Here is a 5,312-nt window from a genome sequence, read left to right as displayed (position 1 = left end):
CAATCGCCTGGTAGTGATCCGGCTGCACCGGGTGCGCGGTAGGGCCGGCATCTTCGCGGAACTGGGTGTTGCGCAGCATCGCCACATCCTCGATCCGCTTCAGCGCCGGTGCATGCAGATCCGCCGTGAAGCTCTGATCCCTGAAGACGGTGAGCCCCTCCTTGAGGGAAAGCTGGAACCAGTCGCGGCAGGTGATGCGGTTGCCCGTCCAGTTATGGAAATACTCATGGGCGATCACACTCTCGATCCGCTCCAGTTCGGCATCGGTGGCCGTGGCGGCATCGGCGAGCACCAGCTTGGAATTGAAGATGTTGAGGCTCTTGTTCTCCATCGCGCCCATGTTGAAATGGCGCACGGCCACGATGTTGTACTCATCGAGGTCGTACTCCAGCCCATAGACGCTCTCATCCCAGGTCATCGAGCGCTGCAGTGAGCGCATGGCATGGGCCGTGTACGGCGCATCGCCAGGCTCCACATGCAGGCGCAGCTGCACCATGCGGCCACTGGCGGTGGTGAACGTGTCGCGGACCTCCTCGAGCACCCCGGCCACCAGGGCGAACAGGTAGGAGGGCTTGGGGAAGGGATCGTCCCAGACCACAAAGTGACGCTCCTCCTCACCGGCCAGGGCTGGCAGCGAGCCCTGCTCGATGCAGTTGCCGTTGGAGAGAAGAACGGGGTAGGGGCCTCGCTCAGCCTCGATACGCACCCGGAACAGGCTGAGCACGTCGGGGCGATCGGGATGGAGGGTGATGCGGCGGAACCCCTCCGCTTCGCACTGGGTGGTCACCATGCCGCCGCTGGCATAGAGACCCTCGAGGCTGGTGTTAGCACGGGGGTGCAGGCGCACTTCGCTCGTCAGGCGAAACGGCTGCGCGGGCGTGCTCGTGAGGATGTAGGCATCGCCGTCGCGCCCGATCTCGTCGAGCGTCAGGGGCCGGCCATCGAGGCTGAGGGAAAGCAGCTCCAAACCTTCACCACGCAGCACCAGCGGTTCGCTGCCATCGCCGTCTGCGGCAAGGGGCACAAACAGAAGGGTGGACTCCACCAGGGCCTCTTCACCGAGAAGGCGCACCGTCAGGTCAGTGCGCTCAAGCCGGTAGGGGAAGGGCCGGTAGTCGGCCAGCCGCACGACGCTCATCAGGCCAGGGGGAGAAGGCCCCCTGATCCTGGCGCCCCGCTCACCAGGGCAGGGGTCCACGGCCCTGGCCGGCGTTGCAGCCCACCTGGGATCCGAGCAGGGCCCCCAGGGGCACCGCCCAGGTGCGGCCGTCATCGCGCGAGGCGGCATAGCCGAGGCCACCGCCGATGACTCCGCCCACCAGCCGACCGATCGAGCAGCGCTGCTGCAGGGCCTGGGCTTCCTCCCAGGTGGTGGGCGCCGGCTGGCCGTAAGGGCTGCTGCCGCTGGGGACCTGGCTGCTGTAGTCCTGATAGGGAGCGGGCGGCCAGTTGCGGGCCGGAGTCACGGCATAACCGGCGTTTCTTGACACCGGGTAGCGATCCATTGGCAGCCGGTAGCCCTGATAGCCCCGGTACGCCTCCTGGGCGGAGGCGGCGGCGGGCAGCAAGGCGGCAAGGCCACAGGCCCCGGCGGCGAGCAGCAGAGGAAGCCGGCGGATGAAGACGGTCATGGTGATCAAGCTGGAGGACAGCCCCGAAGGGATGCCATCAGCAAAGCCACCAGGGCCGCCTGAACTGCAACTGCAGGTGGGGCCGGATGTGTCCGGATGCGTCCGCTGCAGGCCAGCGGTGCTGGCCTCTGGGGTTACTTGTCGCCCTGTTGCTTGAGGGCGTCATTCACCTTCTTGACCACATCCGGCGGCACCTCCTTGGGACAGAGCTCAACGGCACCGATCACCGCGGAGTTCACCGAACCGCGTCGCAGCTCCTCGATGGTGAGGGCTTTGGTTCCCACCTGCTTGATCTGACCGTCGTGCTGGCCCTTGATCAGCTGGGCGATCGTTTCACCGGCAATGCTCGCGGCCTTGTCGAACTCGACTCCGGCGCCACGGGCAATGCAGACATTGACGGAAGCAATTCTGGTGTAGAGCGACATCTCGCTTTCGCTCGCGGGTGCCGCCTGAGCGGGGGCGGCGCCTGCAACGGCGGGAATGATCAGTGCGGCAGCCAGCAACAGGAGTCGGTGGAGGCGGTGCGTGAGGCGCAAGGAGAGCGTGTTCATCAGGCCCCATGCTGATGCACAGGGGCTCGAACTTCAATCCGCAGGGAGCGGATCCCCGGGACCCTCCAGGCGGATCTCATGATGCGTCTCAGTGACACCAAGCTCGCCGTCCCGCCAGGAGAAAATCGAGCAGGCCCTGAGGCGGTCCCGATCGATCAGGCGGATGTGCTGCTCGATGTCCCAGTCCTGGTGCTGCGACTCGAAGATCAGTTGGTGCTCATCCACCTGGCGGATCTGTGAGCGCATCGGATGGTCCGCGAGAGACCCATGGCTGCGCCGCAGCTGGTGACCGCAGAGGTAGGCCTCAAGGCTGCCCTCACGCTGGTACTGGGGCTTGCGGGCATAGAAGCCGAAATCCTGCTCGGTCGTCCAGCTGAAGCGGTAGGCCGCCTCTCCCTCCACCGGCTGCTCGTACGTTTCGATCCGCAGCAGGAAGTAGAGGCGCAAAGGCTCATCCTCGCCACGGAAGAAATAGAGGCGTCGTGAGCGCCAGAGGCCGAGGTTGCGCGAGAACCAGCGGCGCAGGTTGCTGTCCAGCTGGATGCGGCTTCCCTGGGGGTCCCGCTGATACGGCCCTGACGGATCCAGCGGCACCCGTTCCGTGGATGGGGTCATGGGGGGAGGGAGGCTTTCAGTGGGACGGTTCACAGTCACGTCATAGCCAGCTCTCGGCCCAGCGTTCGACGCCATAGGGTGATGCCCACGATCTCGCCTGCCGCCAAGGTGCCTGAAGCGGGGAAAACCGACCCCGGCACGACTGCTCCCGGGCCCCTACCGGCCAGGAGACGGGCGCTCAAGCTGCTGCTGGTGGCGGCCCCGCACCATCTCGCTTCCGCAGATCTGGGTGGGGTGCTCAACTACCTCGAAACCTGTGACTGCGGTTTCGATGTGGCCCTGGAGCTGGCGAATCCGGCCCTGCGCCCTGAGCTGCTGGAGCTTCACCGGCTGGTGGCCACCCCGGCCCTGGTGAAACTGGAGCCACCCCCTCGCCAGGTGCTGGCGGGGAATGCGGTGCTGGATCAGCTGAAGGGCTGGCTTCCGCGCTGGCAGCAGCTGGAGATGGTCAGCGATCTGGGCATGAGCCTGCGGCCCGCCGAAATGGATGGCAGCCGCTCCCAACGGGAACTGCAGCTGGAAGATCAGGTGCTGGTGCTGCGTCAGGAGAACGAAACCCTGATCGAGCGCCTGAGGGTGCAGGAGCGGCTGCTGCGCATGGTGGCCCATGAACTGCGCACCCCCCTCACCGCCGCCAAGCTGGCCTTGCAGAGCCTGCAGCTCGGGCACATCAACAACACCCGCTGCCGGGATGTGCTCGACCGCCGCCTCGACGACATCGAGCATCTCTCCAAAGATCTGCTGGAGGTGGGCACCACCCGTTGGGAAGCGCTCTTCAACCCCCAGCGGCTGGACCTGGCGCCGGTGGCCGCGGAGGCGATCCTGGAGCTGGAGAAATTGTGGGTGGGGCGGACGCTGCGCCTGATCACCGACATCCCCGCCGACCTGCCGGATGTGTTCGCCGATCAGCGGCGCATGCGCCAGGTGCTTCTGAACCTGCTGGAGAACGCGTTGAAATACACCCCGGATAGTGGCGAGGTGACCCTCTCGCTGTTGCACCGCACCAGCCAATGGGTGCAGGTGAGCGTCTGCGATACAGGTCCGGGAATTCCCCGCGGCGAGCAGGAGAGGATCTTCCTGGAGCGGGTACGGCTTCCTCAGACCTCGGGAACCACCTCTGGCTTTGGGGTGGGCCTCTCCGTCTGTCGCCGCATCGTTGAAGTGCATGGTGGACGAATCTGGGTGGTCTCCGAGCCCGGTGAAGGAGCCTGCTTCCACTTCACCGTTCCGGTGTGGTCTGGGCAGAACTCCCCAAGCCAGGCTTCGCCTTGACGAAGGGACACTCCGACCCGTAGCGTCCAAGGATCGGAAGCGGCGCCTGAAAACGTTCCTATTCCGTGGCCTCGCCCCCATCGTCTAGAGGCCTAGGACACCTCCCTTTCACGGAGGCGACAGGGGTTCGAATCCCCTTGGGGGTATTACGACCAACCACAAGAACGCTAAGTTTCGCCACTTGAAGCTCAAGCAAGTCATATCCGTAGAGCCAGATCTAACTAGCCAGATTTTCCGGGATTGCCTGATCGCCTCTCTTTAAAATCACAAAATCGAATGTTTGTAAAATCAATTTCGAATAATATGATTCCCACAATAATTAAACTAAAACGGTAATTTTATAATTAATTACATATTTGTTTTGATTAGGCCATCACCCTAGAGGCACGACCGGGATCAAGTATCGGCTGGATAGGGCGATCGACCGGCCTTTGAGTGCCTGCAGAGGATCCAGTGAATGAACCCAGGCCTTCTGCGCTCAGGCCTGGCTGGCGCGGCGCAGAGCTTCCCGTTGCACGGCGCGCAGGTTGGCGGCCAGGTCTTCGCGCAGCCGCTGCTCAATCAGCCCGATCGGCATACCCTGGCGCCCCTGCACGGTGAGCTCGTAGAGCAGCCGGGACCCGCCGGGTTCGCCGCTGACCTGCCAGGCCCCCTCGAAACGACGGAAATCTCCCTGGCGCATGCTGAAGCTGAGCAGGCCGTCGTCGTGATGCTCCCGCAGCTCCAGCTCGACGCGGGCACTGAAGCGCAGGCCGCAGAACTGCTGACAGCCCACCTGCTCGAGGCCCACGGTGCTCCCCCGGCGCCAGAGCAGGCGGGAGATGGAGAGGTTGGGGATGAAGCGGCTGAGGTTCTCGTAATCGGTGAGCACGGCCCAGATCTGCTGGGGGGGAAGCTCGAGACGCAGCTGAACTGCCAGGCGGCGCGCTCCCTGAGGCAGTCGCTCCATGTCCTGCTGGATCGTGTCCAGTGAACAGGCGTCCTGGCTGCTGAGCAGGCCCTGGATGGAAGGGGTCGTCAGAACCGAAAGTTGCGCCAAGTGAGGGGAAACGCCGGATTCGTGGCAAGCCGGATCAAACCAGCTGCGACCAAACCTAACCGCAACAATCGGTTGCCGGTGCGGAAAGGCCCACGGTCATGGGAGGGCAGAGCGTAGACATTGCCTATGATCGGGCCGGTTTTCCGGAGTTTGAGGGTTCATGCGCATCTCGACCGCAGCGCTTCGTCAGTCCGATGCCCGCAT

6 protein-coding genes and 1 tRNA gene are annotated in these 5,312 nt (G+C 64.3%); 2 read left to right on the top strand and 5 right to left on the bottom strand.

The features are described from left to right. The 4 genes from KBY78_RS15880 to KBY78_RS15865 all read right to left on the bottom strand — a co-directional run. A partial coding sequence (locus KBY78_RS15880; RefSeq protein ID WP_261350348.1) for a M1 family aminopeptidase occupies nucleotides 1-1,138 on the bottom strand: 1,138 nt, incomplete at its 3' end. A gap of 40 nt (nucleotides 1,139-1,178) precedes the next feature. Continuing rightward, entirely contained in the window at nucleotides 1,179-1,631 is a 453-nt protein-coding gene (locus tag KBY78_RS15875) for a glycine zipper 2TM domain-containing protein (RefSeq protein ID WP_255144443.1), read from the bottom strand. Nucleotides 1,632-1,765: 134 nt separating this feature from the next. After that, a complete protein-coding gene (locus KBY78_RS15870) occupies nucleotides 1,766-2,182 on the bottom strand; it encodes a cAMP phosphodiesterase (RefSeq protein ID WP_255144442.1) in 417 nt (138 codons plus the stop codon). 33 nt (nucleotides 2,183-2,215) lie between these two features. Then, nucleotides 2,216-2,797: a hypothetical protein gene (locus KBY78_RS15865; RefSeq protein WP_255144441.1), complete on the bottom strand. Its 582-nt coding sequence runs from the start codon at nucleotides 2,795-2,797 to the stop codon at nucleotides 2,216-2,218. 81 nt (nucleotides 2,798-2,878) lie between these two features. Here KBY78_RS15865 and KBY78_RS15860 point away from each other — a divergent pair, with 81 nt between their 5' ends. Together KBY78_RS15860 and KBY78_RS15855 are read left to right on the top strand one after the other, a co-directional pair. Then, nucleotides 2,879-4,069 carry a histidine kinase gene (locus KBY78_RS15860; RefSeq protein WP_083781818.1) on the top strand — a complete coding sequence of 397 codons (1,191 nt, stop codon included), beginning with the start codon at nucleotides 2,879-2,881 and terminating at the stop codon, nucleotides 4,067-4,069. 73 nt (nucleotides 4,070-4,142) lie between these two features. Then, a tRNA-Glu gene (locus KBY78_RS15855) sits at nucleotides 4,143-4,215 on the top strand. Between the two features lie 332 nt (nucleotides 4,216-4,547). Here KBY78_RS15855 and KBY78_RS15850 read toward each other — a convergent pair. Then, on the bottom strand, nucleotides 4,548-5,108 hold the full coding sequence (locus tag KBY78_RS15850; protein WP_006170830.1) for an SRPBCC family protein: 561 nt from the start codon (nucleotides 5,106-5,108) through the stop codon (nucleotides 4,548-4,550). Between the last annotated feature and the right edge of the window lie 204 nt (nucleotides 5,109-5,312).

Source organism: Synechococcus sp. EJ6-Ellesmere, from assembly GCF_024345875.1.
GTDB classification, from domain to species: Bacteria; Cyanobacteriota; Cyanobacteriia; order PCC-6307; family Cyanobiaceae; genus Regnicoccus_A; species Regnicoccus_A antarcticus.
The sequence above is the reverse complement of the archived record's forward strand: the minus strand, read 5'-3'. Positions and strand labels throughout refer to the sequence as shown.

Excerpts from the sequence above, each read along its gene's own strand:
- KBY78_RS15875 (WP_255144443.1), bottom strand. The coding sequence starts at position 1,631 with ATGACCGTCTTCATCCGCCGGCTTCCTCTGCTGCTCGCCGCCGGGGCC.
- KBY78_RS15870 (WP_255144442.1), bottom strand. The coding sequence starts at position 2,182 with ATGAACACGCTCTCCTTGCGCCTCACGCACCGCCTCCACCGACTCCTG.
- KBY78_RS15865 (WP_255144441.1), bottom strand. The coding sequence starts at position 2,797 with ATGACCCCATCCACGGAACGGGTGCCGCTGGATCCGTCAGGGCCGTAT.
- KBY78_RS15860 (WP_083781818.1), top strand. The coding sequence starts at position 2,879 with ATGCCCACGATCTCGCCTGCCGCCAAGGTGCCTGAAGCGGGGAAAACC.